22 protein-coding genes and 1 tRNA gene are annotated in these 22,491 nt (G+C 39.2%); 15 read left to right on the plus strand and 8 right to left on the minus strand.

Annotation, left to right across the window (positions count from 1 at the left end):
- Positions 1–203 precede the first annotated feature (203 nt).
- From KZZ04_RS17435 to lolB, 7 genes are all read right to left on the minus strand, one after another.
- Positions 204–280: transfer RNA gene (locus KZZ04_RS17435), tRNA-Met, on the minus strand.
- Between the two features lie 320 nt (positions 281–600).
- Positions 601–1,692 carry a redox-regulated ATPase YchF gene (gene ychF / locus KZZ04_RS17440; protein WP_219423482.1) on the minus strand — a complete coding sequence of 364 codons (1,092 nt, stop codon included), beginning with the start codon at positions 1,690–1,692 and terminating at the stop codon, positions 601–603.
- A 54-nt stretch (positions 1,693–1,746) separates the two neighbouring features.
- Complete coding sequence (gene pth / locus KZZ04_RS17445) at positions 1,747–2,331, minus strand: aminoacyl-tRNA hydrolase (protein WP_082653579.1); 585 nt, start codon at positions 2,329–2,331, stop codon at positions 1,747–1,749.
- 18 nt (positions 2,332–2,349) lie between these two features.
- Positions 2,350–2,967: a 50S ribosomal protein L25/general stress protein Ctc gene (locus KZZ04_RS17450; protein ID WP_058552648.1), complete on the minus strand. Its 618-nt coding sequence runs from the start codon at positions 2,965–2,967 to the stop codon at positions 2,350–2,352.
- 150 nt (positions 2,968–3,117) lie between these two features.
- Positions 3,118–4,065 carry a ribose-phosphate pyrophosphokinase gene (locus KZZ04_RS17455; protein WP_058403366.1) on the minus strand — a complete coding sequence of 316 codons (948 nt, stop codon included), beginning with the start codon at positions 4,063–4,065 and terminating at the stop codon, positions 3,118–3,120.
- Positions 4,066–4,153: 88 nt separating this feature from the next.
- Complete coding sequence (gene ispE, locus KZZ04_RS17460; RefSeq protein WP_138530447.1) at positions 4,154–5,011, minus strand: 4-(cytidine 5'-diphospho)-2-C-methyl-D-erythritol kinase; 858 nt, start codon at positions 5,009–5,011, stop codon at positions 4,154–4,156.
- Between the two features lie 2 nt (positions 5,012–5,013).
- Complete coding sequence (gene lolB / locus KZZ04_RS17465) at positions 5,014–5,601, minus strand: lipoprotein insertase outer membrane protein LolB (RefSeq protein WP_219423484.1); 588 nt, start codon at positions 5,599–5,601, stop codon at positions 5,014–5,016.
- Positions 5,602–5,684: 83 nt separating this feature from the next.
- Between lolB and hemA the strand changes: the two genes are divergently transcribed.
- From hemA to rlmM, 12 genes are all read left to right on the plus strand, one after another.
- Entirely contained in the window at positions 5,685–6,941 is a 1,257-nt protein-coding gene (gene hemA, locus KZZ04_RS17470; protein WP_219423486.1) for a glutamyl-tRNA reductase, read from the plus strand.
- 7 nt (positions 6,942–6,948) lie between these two features.
- On the plus strand, positions 6,949–8,034 hold the full coding sequence (gene prfA / locus KZZ04_RS17475; protein WP_058403363.1) for a peptide chain release factor 1: 1,086 nt from the start codon (positions 6,949–6,951) through the stop codon (positions 8,032–8,034).
- 2 nt (positions 8,035–8,036) lie between these two features.
- Positions 8,037–8,876 (plus strand): peptide chain release factor N(5)-glutamine methyltransferase, encoded by an 840-nt coding sequence (gene prmC, locus KZZ04_RS17480; protein WP_138530450.1) that lies wholly within the window; start codon positions 8,037–8,039, stop codon positions 8,874–8,876.
- Positions 8,877–8,933: 57 nt separating this feature from the next.
- Positions 8,934–10,475, plus strand: a complete 1,542-nt coding sequence (locus KZZ04_RS17485) for a response regulator (protein ID WP_201023510.1) — start codon at positions 8,934–8,936, stop codon at positions 10,473–10,475.
- Positions 10,476–10,501: 26 nt separating this feature from the next.
- Positions 10,502–10,876: a SirB2 family protein gene (locus KZZ04_RS17490; RefSeq protein ID WP_058403361.1), complete on the plus strand. Its 375-nt coding sequence runs from the start codon at positions 10,502–10,504 to the stop codon at positions 10,874–10,876.
- A 145-nt stretch (positions 10,877–11,021) separates the two neighbouring features.
- Positions 11,022–11,849 (plus strand): tetratricopeptide repeat protein, encoded by an 828-nt coding sequence (locus KZZ04_RS17495; protein ID WP_219423495.1) that lies wholly within the window; start codon positions 11,022–11,024, stop codon positions 11,847–11,849.
- 14 nt (positions 11,850–11,863) lie between these two features.
- The gene (locus KZZ04_RS17500; RefSeq protein WP_058428627.1) at positions 11,864–13,117 is read left to right on the plus strand and encodes a DUF819 domain-containing protein; all 1,254 of its coding nucleotides are present in this window, start codon (positions 11,864–11,866) and stop codon (positions 13,115–13,117) included.
- Between the two features lie 9 nt (positions 13,118–13,126).
- Positions 13,127–13,981 (plus strand): 3-deoxy-8-phosphooctulonate synthase, encoded by an 855-nt coding sequence (gene kdsA / locus KZZ04_RS17505; protein ID WP_006794509.1) that lies wholly within the window; start codon positions 13,127–13,129, stop codon positions 13,979–13,981.
- Between the two features lie 118 nt (positions 13,982–14,099).
- A complete protein-coding gene (locus KZZ04_RS17510; RefSeq protein WP_058403359.1) occupies positions 14,100–14,996 on the plus strand; it encodes a transcriptional regulator GcvA in 897 nt (298 codons plus the stop codon).
- Between the two features lie 2 nt (positions 14,997–14,998).
- Positions 14,999–15,631 carry an alpha/beta family hydrolase gene (locus KZZ04_RS17515; RefSeq protein WP_219423487.1) on the plus strand — a complete coding sequence of 211 codons (633 nt, stop codon included), beginning with the start codon at positions 14,999–15,001 and terminating at the stop codon, positions 15,629–15,631.
- Positions 15,631–15,999, plus strand: a complete 369-nt coding sequence (locus KZZ04_RS17520) for a DUF423 domain-containing protein (protein WP_058403357.1) — start codon at positions 15,631–15,633, stop codon at positions 15,997–15,999. The genes KZZ04_RS17515 and KZZ04_RS17520 overlap by 1 nt, the downstream gene beginning before the upstream one ends.
- A gap of 17 nt (positions 16,000–16,016) precedes the next feature.
- Entirely contained in the window at positions 16,017–17,102 is a 1,086-nt protein-coding gene (gene rlmM, locus KZZ04_RS17525; RefSeq protein WP_219423489.1) for a 23S rRNA (cytidine(2498)-2'-O)-methyltransferase RlmM, read from the plus strand.
- A 74-nt stretch (positions 17,103–17,176) separates the two neighbouring features.
- Here rlmM and cysZ read toward each other — a convergent pair whose 3' ends face one another.
- Complete coding sequence (gene cysZ, locus KZZ04_RS17530) at positions 17,177–17,905, minus strand: sulfate transporter CysZ (RefSeq protein WP_368735895.1); 729 nt, start codon at positions 17,903–17,905, stop codon at positions 17,177–17,179.
- A gap of 244 nt (positions 17,906–18,149) precedes the next feature.
- On the opposite strand from cysZ, the gene KZZ04_RS17535 reads away from it, so the two are divergent.
- The 3 genes from KZZ04_RS17535 (at position 18,150) to KZZ04_RS17545 (ending at position 22,128) form a co-directional block, all read left to right on the plus strand.
- A complete protein-coding gene (locus KZZ04_RS17535; RefSeq protein ID WP_058403550.1) occupies positions 18,150–18,611 on the plus strand; it encodes a GNAT family N-acetyltransferase in 462 nt (153 codons plus the stop codon).
- A 207-nt stretch (positions 18,612–18,818) separates the two neighbouring features.
- On the plus strand, positions 18,819–21,059 hold the full coding sequence (locus KZZ04_RS17540; RefSeq protein ID WP_058403355.1) for an EAL domain-containing protein: 2,241 nt from the start codon (positions 18,819–18,821) through the stop codon (positions 21,057–21,059).
- Between the two features lie 172 nt (positions 21,060–21,231).
- Positions 21,232–22,128, plus strand: a complete 897-nt coding sequence (locus KZZ04_RS17545; RefSeq protein WP_058403354.1) for an MYG1 family protein — start codon at positions 21,232–21,234, stop codon at positions 22,126–22,128.
- Positions 22,129–22,491 lie beyond the last annotated feature (363 nt).

Raw genomic sequence — 22,491 nt, forward strand, 5'->3', positions numbered from 1 at the left:
AGGAGAGACTTGAACTCTCACATCCTAAGATACTGGAACCTAAATCCAGCGCGTCTACCAATTCCGCCACTCCCGCATCGAGCGTACAGGTAATACTGTTTTGGAACCTAAATCCAGCGTCTAATTCAAGACAACTGCTAATTCCGCAACTACCGTACACAAGGTAGTTATTTTAAACTCTTCATTGAGCAACAAAAAATAAATGGTGGCTAAGACGGGATTTGAACCTGTGACCCCATCATTATGAGTGATGTGCTCTAACCAGCTGAGCTACTTAGCCATCTTTTTTGTTAGCACTTCATCGCTGAGTGCGGGGCGTATTATGCTGACATGACCCAAATTCGTCAACACCTTTTTTGCAAAAAAACACTTAACTGTGTTTGTTTGCAGGAAAATTAAGCTAACAGGCTAAATTTTAATATAAATGCTGTTTTTTTAACACCTATTATAAGTTAAGTGTATGAGGTTTGGCTTTTTAGAATTAACCCTGCGTTATAAACTGTCCTGATAGATTACAGCTTATATACGTTTGAAAAACAAAAAAAGGCTCGTAAAAACGAGCCTTTAAAATTTATTTCCCATAATAGAGGGAATAAAATCTTATACGTTAAACAAGAAGTTCATTACATCGCCATCTTTAACAATGTACTCTTTACCTTCTTGGCGCATTTTACCCGCTTCTTTTGCACCACTTTCACCTTTACAGTTAATGTAGTCATCATATGCGATGGTTTGTGCACGGATAAACCCTCGTTCAAAATCGGTATGAATTTTACCCGCTGCTTGTGGTGCAGTTGCGCCTACAGGAATTGTCCAAGCACGCACTTCTTTTACGCCTGCTGTGAAGTAAGTTTGTAGTTTAAGTAACTCGTAGCCGCCTCGAATAACAAGGTTGAGACCTGGTTCTTCTAAACCAAGATCAGCCATAAATTCAAGTTTGTCTTCATCATCAAGCTCAGATAACTCCGATTCGATTGCTGCACAGACAGGCACTACAACAGCGCCCTCTGATTCAGCTATAGCGCGAACGCGGTCAAGTAGTGGGTTATTCTCAAAACCATCTTCTGCTACGTTTGCAATATACATTGTTGGCTTGATAGTTAAGAAGTTGACAGAGCTAATAGCCGCTTTTTCTTCTTTAGTTAATTCTAACGATCTAAGTGTTAGGCCTTCATCAAGGTGTGCTTTTACTTTTTCAAGTGTTGCATTTTGTTCTTTTGCGTCTTTATCGCCGCCTTTCGCTTTTTTAGCATTACGGAACATGGCTTTTTCAGCGCTGTCCATATCGGCAAGTACTAACTCAGTATTGATCACGTCAATATCGTCAGCAGGGTCAATTGTACCGGCTACGTGTATTACGTTTTCGTCTTCAAAACAACGAACTACATGGCCAATTGCATCCGTTTCACGAATGTTTGCTAAGAACTGGTTACCAAGACCTTCACCTTTTGATGCGCCTTTTACAAGGCCTGCAATATCAACAAATTCCATGCTAGTAGTAAGAATACGTTGTGGATTTACAATTTTAGCAAGCTCGTCTAAGCGAGGATCTGGCACAGGTACCACACCTGTATTAGGCTCAATGGTACAAAAAGGAAAGTTAGCGGCTTCAATACCCGCTTTAGTTAGTGCATTGAAAAGCGTTGATTTACCAACGTTAGGCAAGCCAACGATGCCACATTTAAAACCCATAGTAAGATACCTTGTTTAGAATTCGTTTAAACTGTGCACTTGCACTCAAGTTTACTAGGGTTTAAACGAATGAAGTCTGTTTTGTGCTTTTAGCACGCCGTCTTTTGCAAGTATTTCCATACAACGAACTGCTTCATCTACAGCTGCATCCATTTTTTCTTGGTCAACTTTCGGCGCTTTTCCAAGCACCCAGCCGGTAACCATTTCACGATGTCCTGGATGACCTATGCCAACACGTAAACGCATAAAATCTTTTTGATTTGCCATTTTTGCCATAATGTCTTTTAGGCCATTATGACCGCCGTGTCCACCCCCTTTTTTTAATTTGGCGACACCGGGATCTAAATCCATCTCATCATGTGCGACTAAGATATTTTCAACAGGGATTTTGAAAAAATTGGCTAAACTACTGACCGCTTTACCACTTAAATTCATGTAAGTAGTGGGGATCAATAATTTGAATTCTTGGCCTTGAATTATCACTTTGCCAGTTAAGCCGTGATATTTAGGATCGTGTTTTAGCGTACAGTTGTAGCGTGCTGCGAGTTGCTCGATGAACCAAGCACCTGCATTGTGGCGTGTATTTGCGTATTCGGGGCCTGGATTAGCCAGGCCCACAAGCATTTGAATAGAATTCAAGGTGCGAGACCTTAAATATTATTCTGCAGCGTCTGAAGCTTCTTCGTCTTCAGCTGGAGCTGCTTTGTTTGCTTTGATTGTAACTACTGAAAGGTCATGGCCTTCGCCTTTACCTAATTCAACAGATGCAACACCTGCTGGTAGTTGTAAATCAGAGATGTGGATTGAATCACCAGCTACTAAGTCAGAAACATTTACTTCGATGAATTCTGGTAGTGCTTTTGGAAGACAAGAAATTTCAACATCAGTTAACTGGTGAACAACAGTTGCGCCAGCTTTAGTTACAATTTCTTCACCGATAAAGTGAAGAGGAACTTTAGTTGTTAATTTATGAGTTGCGTCTACACGTTGGAAATCAAGGTGAGTAAGCTTAGGCTTGAATGGGTGACGTTGAATATCTTTTAAGATAGCTTCAACTTTCTCGCCGCCTACGTTAAGTGTAAGAATATGAGTGTAAAAACCTTCGTCTTCTTGTGCTTTGATCATATCTTTATGAGCAAAAGTAAGAGATAAAGCTTCTTTGTCAGCTCCGTAAAGGATTGCAGGAACTTTGTCTTCGCGACGTAGGCGGCGGCTCGCACCAGTACCAGTTTCTACGCGAAGTTCAGCGTCATATGTATAAGTTGTGTTAGACATGATGTCTCCAATTATTTAAAAGTTTAGGGCCTTTGCGACCAAGGTCCCTAGCCAAAAGGCGAGCTATCATACCACTGTGATTCAGTAAAATATACATAGCATACAAAAAAAGCGCCAAAAGGCGCTTTTGTCTTCAGCAAATATCTGTGTTTAGTGTTCAAACATCGCTGAAATAGATTCTTCGTTGCTAATACGGCGAATAGTTTCTGCCAACATATCAGCAAGCGTTAGCACTTTTACTTTATCAAGTGCTTTAAGTTCATCAGATAATGGAATCGAGTCGGTTACAATAACTTCATCAATAACAGAATCACGTAAATTCTCAGCTGCTTTACCTGATAAAATAGGGTGAGTTGCATAAGCAAATACGCGTTTAGCACCATGTTCTTTAAGTGCTTCTGCTGCTTTACATAGAGTACCGCCAGTATCAATCATGTCATCGACAATGATACAGTCACGGCCTTCTACATCACCAATAATATGCATTACTTGAGAAACATTTGCTTGTGGGCGGCGTTTATCAATAATAGCTAAATCAGTATCGTTTAGTAGTTTTGCAATTGCACGTGCGCGCACTACACCACCAATATCCGGAGAAACAATAACAACATCATCAAAATGACGCTCTTTCATATCTTCAAGTAATACTGGGCTACCAAATACGTTATCTACTGGTACATCAAAGAAGCCTTGGATTTGCTCTGCGTGTAAATCAACCGTAAGTACTCGGTCTACACCTACGCTCGATAAGAAATCGGCAACAACTTTAGCAGTGATTGGTACACGAGCTGAACGTACGCGACGATCTTGGCGGGCATAACCAAAATAAGGAATGACGGCAGTAATACGACCCGCAGATGCGCGACGAAGAGCATCAACCATAACGATAAGTTCCATAAGGTTATCGTTTGTAGGGGCACAGGTTGATTGCAAGATAAAAACATCCGAGCCACGAACATTTTCATTAATTTGAACACTGATCTCACCGTCGCTAAAACGGCCAACAACAGCATCGCCTAATTCAATATATAAACGTTTTGCAACTTTTTGAGCTAACTCAGGTGTTGCGTTACCAGCGAAGAGCTTCATGTCAGGCACGGTAGGGTTCCTCAGGCACTGAAATTTTGGACTAACAAGCAATGATAAAAAGCATTGCAAGTTAACTTATGATTACTTTTACGTTACTTCATTGATCGAATATGGCGGTAAGCTCCGTATGAGCAGGAGAAGTATTAGCGCTTGACGCAACAAATCCCTGCCAAGTATGGGGGAGGTTTGCAAGCACATCGTTTGCTTGAGTTTGTGTATCAAACTCTACAAAACAACATGAACCTGTTCCGGTCATCTTCGACGGGGCGTATTTTAGCAACCACTGGAGGGTTTTTTCAACCTCGGGGCATAGCTTTTTAACTAAAGGCTCACAATCGTTGTGTAAATCGTGCTCTTTCCAATCTCCTAAAATTTTTGGTGTATCGCGTTTTAAATCTGGATGGGTAAATATTTCAGCGGTACTTACATGCTGATTTGGGTGCACAACACAGTACCATTTCTGTTCAAGCTCTACACGGTGTAGTTCTTCTCCAATGCCATGCGCTATGGCGCTTTCACCACGTATAAAAACAGGTATATCCGCCCCTAACTGTAATCCTAAACGGGCAAGTTCATTAATGTCATAATTAATATTCCACAATTTATTCAGCGCTAATAGTGTGGTTGCCGCATCAGACGAACCACCTCCAACGCCACCTCCCATTGGCAATCGTTTTATTAAATTTATTTTTACACCGTGCTTTGTTTTAGAGTGGGTTTGCAACATTAAAGCAGCTTTATAGATTAGATTATCTTCAAGTGGTATGTCTTTAGTATCACCATCGATTGAAATTGACGGTTTATCTATCAACTCAAAAGAGAGCTCATCGCCAAAGTTTAAGAAGGTAAATAAGGTTTCTAATTCGTGATATCCGTCATCTCGGCGTGCATTAATGTGTAAAAATAAATTGAGTTTTGCAGGTGCAATGAGTGAAAAAGACGTGTTGCTATTCATAATTAATTAAATCGCCAGTCGTAAAGTTGAATTTTAATTCTTATTTTTTGGTGCTTGAGTGTCAATTTTTTGGGTAACCAAAAGCCTGCACTTTGTATATAATTAGCGTAATTTATTTGCCATTGCTTCCCTTCGTTATCAATCCATAGTACTTGTTTGGCTCGGCCAAGCTCGTCTACCTGTAAAGTGTGTGAATCGATGGTTCCTTTAAGCCAATCGCTTGCATTATTAACAGGTACTGCAAAACCCGTTAAACGTTTTAGTAGGGCTGATGCGTTGCTATCGACGTAAACTTTATCGTCGAATTCAAGTTCGGCAATATCGCGTGATTGCTTAAGCTGTAAAATACGTGTGCCAATAAACGAAGTTAGCACTAAATTATTGCTATTTTCTTGTTGCTGCCAATTTAAGTTTGCAGATTGACGCTCATCGGGGCTGATAAAAGCAAGTTTGCCTTGCACACGCCAAGTTTTTTGATTGGTAAGTTGACCCTTCCAATTATCATAAATAGCTGTTTTATCTGATAATTGTTGCGCGCAACCGCCTAAAAACAAAAATGTTATGATTAAAATTACATAATGTCGAATCAAATGTTGTTCCTTACTTTCCATATTCCGATGATTTTTGGTAAAATTGCCGCCTTTAAAGTAGGGCTCAGCAATATTTGGCAAATATGACCATAATAGCACTAGGTATAAATCACAAAACCGCTTCCGTAGAACTACGTGAAAAAGTGGCTTTTTCGCCTGAGCAAATTTCAGAGGCGCTACAGCAATTAAGTGGGCATGCCGACTTTAATGAAGCTGTGATTGTGTCGACTTGTAACCGAACAGAAATCTATTGTAGCCTTGCTCAGCAAAATTCCCAAACACTGTTAGCATGGCTTGCCAGTTTCCACGGTTTAGATGAACAAGAACTGAGTAAGAACATTTATTGCCACGAGGGCAATCAAGCAATTAATCACTTAATGCGTGTAGCCTGTGGCTTAGATTCACTTGTGTTAGGTGAGCCGCAGATTTTAGGACAAATTAAGCAAGCCTATAATAGTGCAAAAACTCATGATGCAGTGGGTGTTACGTTTGATCGTTTGTTTCAAAAAACATTTTCGGTTGCTAAAGAAGTCCGAACTGAAACTAATATAGGCGCCAGTGCGGTATCGGTTGCATTTGCGGCGGTAAACTTAGCCAAACACATTTACGGTAAACTAGATAAAACGAATGTACTATTAATAGGTGCAGGCGAAACAATAGAGCTTGTGGCTAAGCATTTGTATCAAAACGAGCCCCAAAATATTACCGTAGCAAACAGAACCATTGAACGAGCCCGCAATTTAGCCGATGAAGTATCTGCAGACGTTATTGCACTCGCGCAGTTGCCAGAGCGTTTGCATAACGCCGATATTATAATAAGTTCAACGGCCAGCACCTTACCCATTATTGGTAAAGGTGTTGTTGAACAGGCGCTTAAACAGCGAAGGAATAAGCCTATGTTGTTTATTGATATTGCGGTACCGCGCGACATTGAAAGCCAAGTGGGGGATTTAGATGCAGCGTACCTTTACTCGGTTGATGATTTACAAACGATTGTAAGTGAAAATATGGCAGCACGAGAACAAGCTGCACAGCAAGCACAAATAATTATTACTGAGCGCACCAAAGAGTTTTGCATGTGGATGCGCTCACTCGATTCAGTGGGACTAATCCGCCACTATAGAAATGATGTTCAAACAATTAAGTCTGAATTAGTAGAAAGAGCGGTTAGTCAGCTTTCTAATGGTAAAGATCCAGAAAAAGTAATTTTAGAATTGGCCAACAAATTAACCAACCGCTTAATGCACGCGCCTACACGTGCAATTCAAGATGCGGCTAAAAAAGGTGAAGTTGCTCAATTAAATCAGTTGAAAAAAATGTTAGGTATTGACCAGGAATAACAGTTAAATGAAAGAGTCTGTTTATAATAAATTAGAAACGCTAGTAGAACGCTACGAAGAAGTTCAAGCACTTTTAAGCGACCCATCGGTTATTAGCGATCAAAATCGCTTTCGTGGTCTTTCAAAAGAATATTCTGAGCTTGAAGAAATTGTTAAAACTTTTTTAGCATATCAACAAACAAAAGATGACCTAGCCAGTGCTGAAGAAATGTTAAAAGATTCAGACCCAGATATGCGTGAAATGGCGCAAGAAGAGTACAAAGAGGCAAAAGCACAAATACTAACACTTGAAGATGAAATCCAAGTGTTGATGCTACCTAAAGATCCTAAAGATAATAACAATGTATTTTTAGAGGTGCGTGCGGGCACAGGTGGCGATGAGGCCGCTATTTTTGCTGGTGATTTATTTAGAATGTATAGCCGTTTTGCCGAAACACAAAAGTGGAAATTAGAAGTTGTAACTACTAATGAAGGTGAACATGGTGGTTACAAAGAAGTCATTGCTAACATTAGTGGTGAAGGTGTTTACGGTAAACTTAAATTTGAGTCTGGTGTTCATCGTGTTCAACGTGTACCAGAAACTGAGTCGCAAGGTCGTGTTCATACCTCGGCCTGTACCGTGGCGGTAATGGCAGAAATTCCAGAAGCTGAAGCAATTGAAATTAACACCGCCGATATAAAAGTAGATACTTTTAGAGCATCTGGTGCGGGTGGGCAGCACGTAAACAAAACCGACTCTGCAATTCGTATTACGCATTTACCTACAGGTGTGGTTGTTGAGTGTCAGGATGAGCGCTCTCAGCACAAAAACCGTGCAAAAGCGATGTCAGTCCTTGCTGCACGATTACAGCAAGCAGAAGATGAAAAGCGTCATGCTGCTGAGGCGTCTGAACGCCGTAATTTAGTAGGTAGTGGTGATCGTTCTGAGCGTATTCGTACTTACAATTACCCGCAAGGTCGTATTACCGATCATCGTATTAATTTAACGTTATACCGCTTAAATGAAGTTGTTGCTGGCGATTTAGGTGCGATTGTCGATCCGTTAATGCAAGAGCATCAAGCTGATTTACTTGCTGCAATGGGCGATGAGTAATCGTGACGCAAACCCTTGAGCAAGCTGCCGCTGCTGGCACTAAATTATTAGTGCAAAGCAGCGATAGTGCAAAATTAGACGCACAAGTATTACTTCTTCATGTTCTTGATAAACCTCGTAGTTACCTTTTTACTTGGCCTGAAAGGTTGCTTAGTGAACAGCAACAACACACCTTTGACACTCTTTGCGCTAGGCGATTGAACGGCGAGCCTGTCGCGCATATTACAGGGCAACGTGAGTTTTGGAGTTTAACCTTAGAAGTGAATGCAACAACGTTAATTCCGCGCCCAGACACAGAAACCTTAGTTGAAGTAGCGCTTGAACTAGGGATCCCAGAGCAGGCCAAAGTACTAGACTTAGGCACGGGAACGGGCGCCATTGCATTGGCATTGGGCAGTGAAATGCCTCTTTGGGATATTACAGCGGTAGATAGAGTAAGTGATGCTGTAGCGCTTGCAACTCGTAATCAACAGCGTTTAGAAATTAGTAATGTGCGTGTTAAACAAAGCAATTGGTTTAGCTCACTTAGTAATGAATATTTTGATCTTATAGTTACCAACCCACCGTATATAGAAAGTAGTGACGAACATTTGGCTCAAGGCGATGTGCGATTTGAACCTTTATCTGCCTTAGTTGCTGAAGATTCAGGAATGTCTGATATTAAACAAATAATTACACAATCACGTGACTATTTGCTATCTAGTGGCTATCTTCTAATAGAGCACGGTTATGACCAAGGTTTTGCTGTACGTGATTTTTTTGAAACGATGGCCTTTGTTAATGTTAAAACGATAAAAGATCTTGGTGAAAATGACCGTGTAACGCTCGCACAGTGGCCATAATAAGTTTAATTATTACTGCATCCGTGTGTTAAATGTGTCATGTAGGAATTTCTAATTATGATGGGTGACTTTTTATTTTCAGATGAGCCAGAAGTACCAGTAGACAATACCGATTTGGGCACCTGGAAAGTATTAATCGTTGATGACGAACCTGAAGTTCATGCAGTTACAAAATTAGCATTGAGTGATTTTGAGTTTCAAAATAAACGTCTAGAATTTATAAGTGCCTATTCAGGCGCAGAAGCTAAAAAACTAATCGATGAGCACAAGGATGCTGCAATCGTACTACTTGATGTTGTCATGGAAACAGACGATGCAGGTTTACAAGTTGTAAAATATATTCGTGAAACCGCAAAAAATAACCACATTCGTATTATTTTACGTACCGGCCAACCTGGCCAGGCACCAGAACGCCAAGTTATTGTTAATTATGATATTAACGATTACAAATCGAAAACCGAGTTGACAGCACAAAAATTATTTACAGTTATCATGTCGAGCCTTCGCTCGTACCGCGACATTATTTCAATAGAGCAGTCGCGAATTGGTCTTGAAAAAATAATAACCGCTTCGCGTAATATATTTTCTGCGCATTCGATTGAGCATTTTATTGAAGGTGTAATGCAGCAACTTACATCTTTACTGGGCATTTCAGATCAAGCTATGTACGCCACTACGCTTGTGGCACAAAATCCGGCATCTCAAAATAATAAAATGATTATTTGCTCAGGTACCGGTGAGTTTGAAAAAAGCGAAGGTAAAAACTTAGAAGAGGTTCTTCACGCAGAACAACTAAGTGCATGCCAAGAAGCTTTAGCTAATCAGACTATTATCTACAAAGACAATTATTTATTTGCTTATTGTAGCAGTGAATATAACCATAGTTCGATGTTGTTCATTACTGGCATTCCAAATGCTTTGACAGATACACAACGAAACTTAGTTGAAATTTTTGCCCAAAATGTGCAATTAGCGTTTGAAAATGTTCAGCTACAATGCGAAATAGAAGCCACCCAGCAAGAACTTGTTTACAGATTAAGTGAGGCGGTTGAGCAACGCTCTACTGAAACAGGTAATCATGTAAAACGTGTTGCACATATTTGCCACGCACTTGCTATTGGCTATGGATTATCAAAACAACAAGCCGACTTAATTAGGTTGGCTGCGCCCTTGCATGATGTAGGTAAAGTAGGTATACCCGATTCGGTTTTAAATAAACCTGCAAAGCTTGATGCCCCCGAATGGGAAGTAATGAAAACTCACACAGACAAAGGGTACGGGATTTTAAAAGGGTCTGCTCACGAAATTGTGAGTGCAGGGGCTACCATAGCCAAAGAGCATCATGAAAAGTGGGATGGCACAGGCTACCCTCAAGGCTTACAGGGAAGCCGAATTAACATATTTGGTCGTATTGTAGCATTGGCTGATGTCTACGACGCATTAAGGCATAAGCGTTGTTACAAAGACTCATGGACACTTGAACGCGTAGTAGAAGAAATAAACTCGCAAAAAGGCTCGCACTTTGAGCCAAAATTAGTTGACGTTTTTAACGAAAATCTCAATGAACTTGAAACTATTATTAAACGTTACCCCGATTAACTTTATAACTAGAAGAATAGAGGCATATGGATTATTTAGCAGTAAAACACTCACACATGGCGATAGCCGTACTGAGTGTCGTTTTATTTTATATTCGATCTTTTTCGAGAATTGGAAGTGGTAAGCTAGCTCGGAACAAAATAGTATTTATTGGCAGTCACGGTATAGATACGCTACTTTTGATCTCTGCATTTACACTGATGTTCATGGGTAAAATTAATCCATTTGAGCAATTTTGGCTACTAGAAAAAATTATATTGGTTATCGCGTATATTGCCATCGGTGTTATTAGTGCAAAACAAACTAACTTTTTGGCTAAAATATCGTACCTTACTGTAAATACGTTTGTTATTTTAGCTATTGGTTACTTGGCAACAGCTAAGTCAGCATTGTTACTTTAAACCTAAAATAAATTTACCGAGCTTCAGTATCTCTGAGGCTCGAATATGCTCCTCCATTGATTTGATCAAGTACATTTCGTTATTGGAATATATTGGCAGAATTAGGTAAACTACGCGTTCGTTTTCTAGAAATGTTGCAGTATTGATGACCACTTTTGGGTTTGATGAACACGATGACTCTTATATTGATGATGCTTACGATGACTTTACCCCTGCGGCAATTTATCGCTGCATTAAGGCTGAATCGAAATGGGATCCTCAACTAGACTTAACAGCTGCTTTAGATGTTCTTGCTGATTTTGAAAAACAAATTAATGCATTATGTGTTGCCGTACCCGACTCTCATGAACGCTTAGATAAGTTACTAGACACCTTTTACAGTGCATGGCTATTTAGCGCTTCGAGTTTAAAAGTACCTGAGCATAAACTAAATAGCTTAAGTTACACGTTAACTATGCGTAGCGGCTCGCCAACCACTCTGGCAATTTTACTTTGTCATTTTTTACAGCAGGCTAAGCTAGACGCCAGTATGAGCCTAAATCAAGGCGATATAGGTGTACACATTGCTATGAGCGATGAAGAAGGCTATTTGGTTGAGCCAAGTAGCGGCCAGCAAAGCTGGTATATTATTCCTGAAAATGCTGATGAAGCAGACGGGCAAGAACAAGAGCCATTGGAACTTATTTTTGACGATGAAGTTTATAAGCTTTTCTTAGCACAACAAAAGTGGTCATTCATCAGCGAGAACAAATTTGGCCATGCATTAACATGCGTTGAAATGTTAATGGAATTAATTGGCGACGACCCTTACGAAAGACGTGACAGAGGATATTTATTAAATCAGCTCGATTGCCCTAAAATGGCCCGAGATGATCTACAATTTTTTGTAGATGAATGCCCAGATGATCCAGCAATAGAAATCATCCAGCACCAAATTGAAGAATTAGAAGATAATAATAAAACTCACCATTAATATTAGGGAATACCATGGTTGAAACACAAAGCGCATTAATCACTAATGATGCAGTTGTGCTTGGTTTACTCGCCGTTATTTTGGGGTTTATATTTAAAACCTCAAACAGCGAGCGCCCAGCATTAAAAACGTTCTATAAATATGTACCGGCTCTATTACTTTGCTACTTTTTACCTTCTTTGCTTAATACGTTTGGTATTGTTGATGGCAATAAATCGAATGTGTATTACGTTGCTTCGCGTTATTTATTACCAGCCTGCTTAATACTGTTAACTATTAGCATTGATTTAAAAGCAATTTTAAACTTGGGGCCTAAAGCTCTTATTATGTTTTTAGTCGGAACGCTCGGTATTGTTATCGGCGGACCTCTCGCAATTTTAGTTGTGAGCGCGGTAGACCCTACAATTGTGGGTGGGCATGGGCCAGATGCCGTATGGCGCGGTATGACAACTGTAGCAGGAAGCTGGATTGGCGGTGGGGCAAACCAAGCCTCAATGAAAGAAATGTTTGAGGTTGGCGGCGATATTTTTTCAGTAATGGTCACCGTTGATGTAATAGTGGCTAATATTTGGATGGCAGTTTTGTTACTAATGGCAGCTAATCACAAGAAAATTGATGCTGCTACGGGAGCAGACACCAGTGCCATTGAAGATTTAAAGCAGCGTGTTGAAAAATACCATGCAGAGCATGCGCGGATGCCAACACTGAATGACTACATGACATTGCTTGCTATTGCATTTGGTATTACTGGTTTAGCCCATTTTTGCGCAGACTTTTTAGGGCCGTTTTTCGCTAATAATTATGCGTGGGCAAAAGAGTACAGTTTAACCAGTAAGTTTTTCTGGTTAATTGTCATTTCAACGACCATTGGTATTAGCTTGTCTTTTACTAAAGTAAGACAGATTGAAGCATTTGGTGCATCTAAAGTCGCCTCAAGCTTTTTATACATTTTAGTGGCCTCAATTGGCTTACATATGAATGTAACCGCTATTTTTGATAACCCGGGCTTGTTTTTAGTGGGCGCTATTTGGATGCTAGTACATGCTGGTTTAATGCTGCTTGTTGCAAAATTAATTAAAGCACCGCTTTTTTATATGGCAGTAGGCTCACAAGCTAATGTGGGAGGGGCTGCGTCTGCGCCTGTTGTTGCGTCAGCATTTCATCCTTCACTCGCGCCTGTCGGTGTTTTACTGGCTGTATTAGGTTACGGAGTGGGTACATACATGGCTTATATTTGTGGATTAATGTTGCAAGCAGTTGCACCTTAAGGAATTAAAATGAAAGATCAAATTATCAAAATTAATGATATTGAATTAGCAAACAACAAACCGTTTGTTTTATTTGGTGGTATGAACGTTTTAGAATCGCGCGACTTAGCCATGCGCATTGCAGAGCATTATGTAGAAGTGACGACTAAGCTAAACATACCATATGTGTTTAAAGCATCATTTGATAAAGCTAATCGTTCTTCAATCAACTCGTACCGTGGTCCGGGAATGGAAGAAGGTTTAAAAATATTTGAAGAAATTAAAAATACCTTTAATATTCCACTGATCACCGATGTTCATGAACCGCATCAAGCGGCGCCGGTTGCTGAAGTGGTTGATGTTATTCAGTTGCCTGCTTTTTTAGCTCGTCAAACAGACTTAGTTGTTGCTATGGCAAAAACAGGTGCCATTATTAATGTTAAAAAGCCGCAGTTTTTAGCACCACATGAAATGCGCCATATCATTACTAAATTTAATGAGGCTGGTAATAATAATATTGCACTTTGTGAGCGTGGCTCTAGCTTTGGTTATAATAACTTGGTTGTTGATATGTTGGGTATGGATGACATGAAAGCAATGGCACCAGTGATTTTTGATGCGACGCATGCGCTGCAACGCCCAGGTGGTCGCGCAGACTCAGCGGATGGGCGTCGAGCTCAAGCGGCAGAGTTAGCCAGAAGTGGAATGGCTTTGGGGATCGCTGGTTTATTCATAGAAGCACATCCAAACCCTAATGAAGCAAAGTGTGATGGACCATGTGCATTAGCCCTAAGTAAATTAGAAGGCTACCTATCGCAAATGAAGGCGGTAGATGATTTGGTCAAGAGTTTTGCGCCGTTAGATACCAGCGCTAGTGATTTATAAAAAGTGACCGTATAATAAAAAGCGACATTAGTCGCTTTTTTTACACCTTAAATATACTCTTTCTCGTCATGGGTATATAATTCATGCATAAGAAAAACTAATTCAAAGCTTGGTTATTATGTCAAGACGAGTCCCCCCATTAAACGCACTCAAAGCATTTGAAGCTGCAGCGCGGCATTTAAGCTTTACTAAAGCCGCAGAAGAGCTTTATGTAACGCAAGCAGCTGTTAGTCATCAAATAAAAACACTAGAAGAACATTTAGGTTTAAAGCTATTTTTACGAAAAAATCGCTCGTTATTATTAACGGAAGAAGGCCAAGGCTATTTTTTAGATATTAAAGAAATTTTTACGCAATTGATTGATGCCACTGAAAAGTTACTTGCGCGAGGGGCTAAAGGCTCATTAACGGTAAGTTTAACCCCTAGTTTTGCTATTCAATGGTTAGTGCCTCGTTTAAGTTTATTTAATGAATTACACCCTGAAATTGACGTAAGAATAAAAGCACAAGACCAAGACGAAAATTCGTTAAGCGATGATGTTGATATTGCTATTTACTATGGGCGCGGCCACTGGAATGGGGTGCAAGCTTATAAGCTACATACAGAGTATTTAGTGCCATTGTGTAGCCCTATGTTATTGAGTGGTCCTAAACCGCTTGATCAACCCAGTGATTTAGCACAGCACACCTTATTACATGACACTACACGTAAAAATTGGAAAACGTGGATGAAAACTGCAGGTGTACGTAATGTACAAGTAAATCAGGGGCCTATATTTAGCCACTCTTCTATGGTGCTGCAAGCCGCTGTTCATGGCCAAGGCGTTGCAATTGGGAATAGTGTGTTAGCTAAACCAGATATTGATGCAGGACGATTAGTTATTCCATTTAGCCATAGTCTAGAAAGTAAAAACGCTTACTATTTGGTGCTTCGTGAGTCACAAATTGAACTGGGGAAAATAGTGTCATTTAAAGAATGGATGCTAAGTTTGGTTGAACAAGAGCAAGAGTATTAATCATGATTGAATGGTTTAAAAGTCAAAGCCAACCCGCAATTGCACAGTTTATTTTTGCTCATGGTGCTGGTGCTGGAAGTGATTCTGATTTTATGCAGCACGTGGCTGCACTGATCAGTGATCAAGGTGTTGATGTTGGTTTATTTGATTTTGAATATATGCAAATTGCCAAACAAACTAATAAGCGACGCCCGCCGGAGCGTGCACCCAAGTTACTTGCTTACTACGAGCAAGTATTAACGCATGCTCAGTCTAAATTACCATTGTTTATTGGCGGTAAATCAATGGGCGGGCGAATGGCATCTATGCTCGCATGCACAACAAATCAGCCTGTTAAAGGGGTTATTGCGTTTGGTTACCCATTTCACCCACCTGGTAAACCAGAAAAGCTGCGCACAGAGCACTTTGCTGATGTTAATTGTCCTTTTTTAGTATTACAAGGTGAGCGAGATACATTTGGTACGCGTGAAGAGCTAAAAACCCTGTCTATGCCAAAGCAGCCAAATTTTGTATGGCTAACTGACGGTGATCACTCATTAAAACCGCGTAAAAAAAGTGGAATTACTGAATTAGAAAACCGCCAAATAGCAGCGTCAAGCACAGTACAGTTTATAAAAAAAATATTGGATAAATAATGACAAAACTATTTTTAATGACGGGAAGCTTATTTTGTATGCTTTCGGTTATGTTGGGGGCTTTTGCCGCTCACGGACTAAAAAACCGTCTATCAGAATATTCGATAGGTGTGTTTAAAACTGCTGCTGAGTATCAAATGGTGCATGGTTTAGCATTAATTGCAGTGGCTTTACTCATAAAGTGGGGTATTAACCTAAATTGGGCTGGTCACTTTTTTATAATAGGGACGTTGCTGTTTAGTGGCAGCTTATATTTATTAGCACTGACAGGAATGAAATGGCTAGGGCCAATTACGCCTCTTGGTGGAATGTGCTTTATTGTTGGTTGGATTATCATTTTAGTGCAAGTTGCACGATTTAAGTTTTAAAAAGTTTAAGGGTTATTATGTCTAGTGTTGTGATTTATTGTCGCAGTGGGTTTGAAAACGATGCAGCTGCTGAAATAACATTTCATGCTGCGGAGCAGGGGTTTGCAGGGTATGTAAAAGCAAAACCAAATACAGGTTACGTTATATATGAATGTTTTGAAGCCCAGCATAGTGACGAAATAATCAAAAAAATAGATTTTAAAAACATGGTGTTTGCTCGCCAATGGTTTGCTGGCACATTGTTAGAAAATATGCCATTGGAAGACCGTGTAGGTGCTGTTGTGCAAGCAGCTAAGGATTTTCCGTTATGCTCTGAACTGCGAGTAGAGACACCCGATACAAACGAAGGAAAAGAACTACTTACCTTTTGTAAAAAAATATCGACACCGCTTAAAAAAGCACTAGAGAAACAAAACACCGTGTTGCGTGAGCCAAAAGCGAACCGGACTGTTATGCATGTGTTATTTTTGGCAAATAATACCGCTTATGTTGGCTATTCATACAGCTATAACAATTCAGCCAATTTTATGGGTATTTTACGTTTGCGCATGCCAAGTGACGGGCCTAGCCGCTCTACACTTAAGCTTGATGAAGCGTTTAACGTGTTTATACCTGAGCAACAAAGAGAAACACGCGTTGCTGCAGGTATGCGATGTGTAGACTTAGGTGCATGCCCAGGTGGTTGGACATATCAGCTAGTGCGCAGAGGGATGTTTGTTAATGCAATAGATAATGGCCCAATGAATGATGACTTAATGGAAACAGGCCAAGTTAAGCACTTTAGAGAAGATGGCTTTAAATACCGCCCAGAGAAAAGAAACATTACTTGGCTTGTATGTGACATGGTAGAAAAGCCAACCAAAGTAACAAGCCTAATGATTGATTGGGCTGTTAATGCCTATGCAAAAGAGCTTATTTTTAATCTTAAGTTACCAATGAAAAAGCGCTTTGACAGTGTGTATGAATGTTTAGCAATGATAAAAGAAGAGCTCGCTAAGTACGGTATTAGCTACGAATTACAAGCTAAGCATTTATACCATGATAGAGAAGAGATCACGGTACATTTAAATGTGACTAAAGTCCCTCAAAGCTTATACAGTTGATTAACGATAAAAGTGGGCCACTAGGCCCATTTTTATATACACACAGTTACTAAGGCAATAACTTCATTTAAGAGTTAGCTTCGGTACTTAGGGCGGTAATTATCTACCCACAAACGCGTAGCACCGCATACCGCGACAGGCATAACAATTAGGTTAACAACTGGAATGGCTGTTAACAGCATAACAGCAAAACCAAACCCGTATGAAAGACCTTGCTTAGACTTTAAGTCGTTTTTCATCTCATTAAAGCTAATTTTATGATTATCAAACGCGTAATCTTCATATTGCACCGCGTACATCCAACACGTAAATAAAACCCATAATATTTGACCTATTACCGGTAAAATCCATAACAGTATAAAAAAGCCAATAGCTCGTGGTAAGTAATAGCATAGCTTGGTCCATTCGCGGGCAAGCATGCGAGGTACATCTTTAACTAACTCGGCAAAGCCGTCATCATTAATTTTTTGACCAGTTAAGTATAACTCTACTTTTTCGCTTAAAAGTGCATTAAATGGAGCGGCAATAAAGTTTGTTATTACTGTAAATACCATACTATAGCTAAATAGTACGACCAATACCGCAATCGGCCACATTAGCCACTCTAACCAACTCAGCCAATCAGGGAGCATATTATTGATGTAGCTAAAGCTTTCACTAAGCCAGCCAAATAAAAAAAAGAGCGAACTACCAAATAATAAAATATTAATTAAAAGCGGAATGAGCACAAAGCGCTTTAAACCTTTTTGGCTTATTAATTTAAACCCTGAAAAAAAATATTCCATACCTTGTATGATCTGCACAACAACCTCAATCAATGTTTACAACTCAAGTTAGTATAAATAGCTTAATAGTTTTGAACAGCTATTTTGCGTAACAAAGTGTTTAAAGCCAGGTATACGTATTTTTATCAGTTCTTAATTTGAAAGCACTGAGTCTGAGTTATTTAAACCTGTAATTGTGTTAAAACAACACGCAGAGGTTGTTCATTTGTTACAATTCGGTATAGTTTCACAACATATAATTAATATAAATTTGAGATACTCAATGCAGTTAGTTGATTTAAAACCGAATGACCAGGATGTGATTAATGTTTTTGCTGATATCGACCGACTTATAAATTCTTTGTACCCAGTAGCGACCGCACAATCTCTCACGTTAGGTGAGCTTGATAAACCTAATGTTTATGCAATTGGTTTAAAAAACGATGATGGGATTGTTGCTTGTGGGGCAATTGTGATGCAATCAGGGGAGCCATCTTACGCAGAAATAAGGCGCCTCTATGTAAACCCAAGTTACCGTGGAAAAGGGCTATCTCGTAGAATAATGCAAATTCTTTTGCATTACGCAGGTGAAGAAGAGATCCCATTAATTAGGTTAGAAACCGGCCCTAAACAAATTGAATCGATTAAATTATATGAAAATTTAGGGTTTAAGTGTTGTGGTTGTTTTGGCTCTTATCAAGATAACCCGCAAAGTGTGTTTATGGAGCTTGGCTTAAGCCAATAACAAGCAGATTTCTGAACGCCTATGTTTTTATAGGCTAACGCTGTGCTGTTTATTATTGTATAAAAAACATTAATTAACAGTAAAAGTCGATTATTTACAACTATACTTTACGTTACTTAAGCGAATTATTTTATTCGGTACTTAATACTGTACTGTTTTTAAAAACATATTTAAGCTAAAAACAATAATGAAAGTGTGTGGTGTCAAATGGAAGCAGTTAGGTTAAACACGTTGTTATCCCATCAGCAAGATATCTTATCTAAAATAGCGCTAGGGCTTCCCTTTGAAGACGTTTTAGATGAGATATGTTTGTCTATAGAAGAACTTATTGATGAAAATTCAGCTAAATGCTCAATCCTATCACTAAATAAAGGAAAACTACTTCATTGTGCTGCGCCCAATATTGATGATGAATATTGCCAAGCAATTAATGGGGTTCATATAGGTCCAAATGTTGGCTCGTGTGGTACTGCTGCGTATTTAGGTGAACGCGTGATTGTTGAAGATATAGCTAAGTCGCCTTTATGGGCAGACTTTAAAGAAATCGCTTTACAGTTTGGACTACAGTCGTGTTGGTCTACTCCTATTATTTCAACTAAATCAAATATTTTAGGTACTTTTGCTATTTACCACGATAAACCTAAAAAGCCTTCATCTTTCGAACTTGAATTAATCGACTACTTTGTTCACTTTACCAGTATTGCGCTTGAAAAAAACCATGAGTACATAAAAGCTAATCAACTGATCAATGATTTGGAAAAAAGTAATGAAAAATTTGAGGCATTTACGAAAGTGATGCCTGATTTGACCCTCATTATTAGTGAAGAAGGTGAGTATATGGATATTTACGGCACCACTGATGCACTTTTATACAAATCACAATCTGACTTGATAAATAAAAAAATTAGCGATGTGTTGCCTGTAGAAGATGCCGCATCAATCATGGCGGTAATAGATAAAACATTGCTGACAAATGATGTGCAAGTATTTGAATATGAGCTAGATATTGGCGGCAAAATAATGGTTTTTGAAGGTCGTACATCGCCAATTAAAGATTACCAATCAGATAACCCATCTCAGCGTTATATTGTTTGGGTTGCCCGCGATATAACCACAAGAAAAAAAGCAGAGAAAGAAGTAGAAAGACTCGCCTTCTATGACCCATTAACAGGTTTACCAAATAGGCGAATGCTAAATGACAAATTAGCAGCCTATGTTGAGAATATACACCAAAGCAATGTGACCGGTGCATTATTATTTTTAGACTTAGATAATTTTAAGCGAATTAACGACTCAGTTGGTCACAGTGCAGGTGATGAAGTACTTGTAGAGCTTTCAAAACGATTTAACGGTGTTATTGGTGAAAAAGATACATTAGCGCGTGTTGGCGGCGATGAATTTATTATATTGCTTGAATATGTTGGTGATAACACCGAAAGCGCGATTTTAGAATCAGAAAAAAAGGCTAAAATAATACAAAGTGTCTTTTATGATAAATTTGAAGTGGGTCGTTTAGCTTTTCAGGTTAGTTGTAGTATCGGTATTTGTTTGATAGATAAAAGTAATCATTTAACCGATAACATTCTTAAATTTGCTGATACGGCCATGTACCGTTCTAAAATGAAAAATGGCAACAGTTGCAGCTTTTATGATCCAGAGTTACAAGCTCTACTAGAAAATCAGGCAGAACTTGAAACCGATATTGTCAGAGCGATAGCACACGATGAATTTAGTGCTTATTTTCAGCCGCAAATAAACGCTAATGGAAAAATTACGGGGGCAGAGGCTCTAATTAGATGGCAGCACCCAAGTAAGGGATTGATTGCGCCTAATGACTTTATTCCAATCGCTGAGCAAAATGGGGTTATTCAAAAACTTCAAAACACCGTGCTGCGTGATATTTGTATTTTAATAAATGAGCTTAACAGCAAGAAGCTGATTGATGATTCATTTAAAGTGTCTATAAATATAAGTCAGGTCCAGTTCAATTCAACGACGTTAAAAACTGAATTATTAAATGTTGTTAACGATTATGGCGTTAACCCATCGAATATTAAGTTAGAGATCACAGAGTCTATGCTTAGCGGCGATATTGCCAGCGTGATATCGCAAATTGATGAATTAAAACAGCAAGGTTTTATTTTTTCGATAGATGATTTTGGCACAGGCTACTCGTGTTTAACGCATTTGAGCTCGTTTTCGGTGAATGAATTAAAAGTAGATAAAAGCTTTATAGATAAAATATTAGACAAAGGCACTGGATTTAGCATTGTGCAAACCATTATTAACCTTGGTAAAAGCCTTAGCTTAACAGTTGTTGCTGAAGGTGTTGAAACCGAAGAGCAATTTACCATACTTAAAACAATGAACGTTGACATGATTCAAGGCTATTTAATTGCTAAACCAATGCATTTTGAAGATTATTTACACTGGCATCAGTCTTTTTAGAGGTAGATACTGTAAATACAAAATTAACATACCTTAGCAATTAGGCTAGGCTCAGTCGCAATATCAAAACGATTAACAAGAACCCTGTTCTTGTTAATCGCATTCATATAAAATTCACCACATAACGTCCTTTAGTTTTCATAATTAACGCAATATAGAGCGAGATTTCCTTATCCTTTCTAATAAAGACACCAGTTCAACGACCGATTTAACAGTAGTTACCCACAATGGTAATTTTCATGCCGATGATGTATTTAGCATCGCGGTGCTCAAACATGTACTTCCTTCGTTTAATTTAGTACGTACCCGCGACAAAGCGCTTATGGATAATGCTGATATCGTGATTGATGTAGGTGGGCAATACGATCCTGATACCGGGCGTTTTGATCACCACCAGCGCGGTGGCGCCGGGGAGCGTGAAAATGGAATACCGTATTCGTCATTTGGTTTGGTGTGGCAAAAGTATGGTTTATCACTGTGTGGCAATAACCAAGCAATTGCAGACAGAGTAGATGCCGGGTTGGTCTCAACCATTGATGCAATTGATTGTGGCCATGTTGAAGGGGTGCAGCAAGGCATAAGTTTAAGTCAAACAATTTCAATGTATAACCCAACGTGGGAAGAGAGCCCTGAGTTTGATAAGTGCTTTGATGAGGCTGTTGAATTTGCCTCTCGTATGTTGACTCGATTTATAGCGTCAGCCAGTGGCAGTGTTAATGCAAAAGCAATTGTGACTGAAGCTATAGAAAGTGCAGAAGACCCACGCGTTATTGTGCTTGAAAAATACACGCCATGGAAAAAAACAGTGCATATCTTGTCAAGTGAAGCATTGTACATGGTTTATCCTTCACACTCAGGTCAATGGATACTACAAACAGTACCTGTAGAGCCAGGATCGTTTGAAGATAGAAAGTCTTTACCTAAAGCATGGGCTGGTTTATCTGATGAAGAGTTTCAAGCTGAAACAGGCTTAGACGACGCTGTATTTTGCCATAATGGGTTATTTATAGCCGGCACTAAGTCGTTCGAAAGTACAATGAAGTTAGCCGAAGTGGCTTTAGCTGAATAATTGATTTTAGCTTCAATAGCTAATTAGCCTGATTTCTGAATAGCAAACGGCTAAAGCAGATTTCAGGCTAAGTAATTAATTTGCTGCTATTTAGCTGTTAAAACCCATCCCCAATAATACTTAATCAATTTGAAGATTTAAATTTTCACGCTAACGGTTAAAAACTCGACGTAGCAAAATTAAATAATGAATACAAAAAAGTTTTTATTAGCAGCCCCTTAGCCATGTGTATATGTTGAATACATTTTTATTAAAACCAGACCTATATTTCTCCTTATAAAAAACGTGTGACTAACCTGATTATTATTTGCAACTAGGCTTCATTAAATAAGGGCTTGTGGGTCATGCTCTGTACTATTTACT

Origin of the sequence: Pseudoalteromonas sp. CR1 (assembly GCF_019392235.1) — a bacterium.
GTDB lineage: Bacteria > Pseudomonadota > Gammaproteobacteria > Enterobacterales > Alteromonadaceae > Pseudoalteromonas.